The sequence below is a fragment of the Nocardia sp. NPDC004260 genome, from assembly GCF_053603155.1.
Genome location: NZ_JBSGEZ010000259.1, coordinates 1 through 1,501 on the forward strand (window position 1 = coordinate 1; position 1,501 = coordinate 1,501).

A 1,501-nucleotide genomic window follows, 5' to 3' on the forward strand; every position below is an offset into this window, starting at 1 on the left:
CAATGCCGCTCACATAAGGGTTTGACCTGGTCGTCAAATTTGCGAACCGGTCGGTGGGTGAGGCGGAGTCGGTTGTGTCGCTTCAGTTGCGTGTCGTGAGGTGGGAACAGCGGAACTCCGGTAGAGAAGGTTCGTCGGCCAAGACAACCCTTCAAGCTGGAGTTCCGCTGTCTGCTCAGTGTGTCATCAACCGTGAATCAGTGGTAGCCGCAGGTGCTTTCGCGCCGGGTCATCTGGGTGAGCTGACCCGGATCGTGCCGTTCGAAATGGTCGATGCGGCTCTGGAATCGGCAGGGGCGATGCAGGCCAGGATCCGGGCTCTGCCGTCACGGGTGGTCGTATACCTGCTGTTGGCGGCGGTGTTGTTCGCTGAACTCGGTTATCGGCAGGTGTGGGCGCGGATGATCGCGGGCCTGGACTCGATTGTCGTGGCCGATCCGGTGTCTTCGGCGTTGGCCCAAGCCCGTCGCCGGATCGGGGTCGCACCGCTGCGGGAACTGTTCAACCTGGTCCGCGGCCCGGCCGCGGGAGCGCTGCGGTGGCGGGGCCTGCTGGTATGCGCGATCGACGGCACCTCGATGTTCGTGCCCGACACCCGCGAGAACCTGACCTTCTACAGTCGCGCAGGCGGCGGCCACAGCGTTTCCGGGTATCCGATGCTGCGGCTGCTGACCGTGGTCGCGTGTGGCACCCGCACCGTGATCGACGCGGTGTTCGGGACCGACCGCATCGGCGAGACCAGCTACGCGCCACGCCTGCTGGGATGCCTGCGCACGGGCATGCTGCTTATGGCCGACCGCAACTTCGCGGTCGCCACGTTGATCGACCAGGTCGCCGGCAACGGTGCGGACCTGCTGTTCCGCTGCAAGACCAACCGGAGACTTCCGGTGATCCGCCGCTGCGGTGACAACTCGTGGCTCTCACGGATCGGCGCCACGACCGTGCGGGTGATCGCCGCGACCATCGTCGTCCACCAGGCCGGTGGGCCCCGCCGCAGCGAACGCTACCTGCTGATCACCACCCTGACCGACGAGAAACGTTACCCGGCAAGCGAACTGGTGGCCCTCTATCATGCCCGCTGGTCGATCGAAACCAGCTACCTGGAACTGAAATCCACCATCCTCGGCGAACGTGTACTGCGCGCCCGCACTCCAGAGGGTGTCGCCCAGGAGATCTACGCCCTGCTGGTGACCTACCAAGCTCTGCGCATCGCGATGTCCGACGCCACCAGCAGCGCCGGCGCCGTCGCCGACCGCGCCGGATTCAGCATCGCTCTCAATACCGCCCGCGACCAGGTCATCCTCGCCACCGGAATCATCGCCGGCACCACCATCGACCTGGTCGGCAAGATCGGTCGAGCCGTGCTCGACCACCTCCTACCCGCCCGCCGCAACCGCAGCAGCCCCCGCATCGTCAAACGAGCCATCTCCAAACACCGCGCCAAGGGCGACATCGACCGAAACACCTACAAGATTGAGATCGACGTCACCATCAACACCAG

1 protein-coding gene is annotated in these 1,501 nt (G+C 65.2%); it reads left to right on the top strand.

Annotated features, from left to right (window positions below; genetic code table 11):
* Positions 1–200: 200 nt before the first annotated feature.
* Positions 201–1,501 (top strand): IS4 family transposase (locus ACWEO7_RS39485; RefSeq protein WP_452430956.1); only part of this gene is annotated, 1,301 nt, incomplete at its 3' end.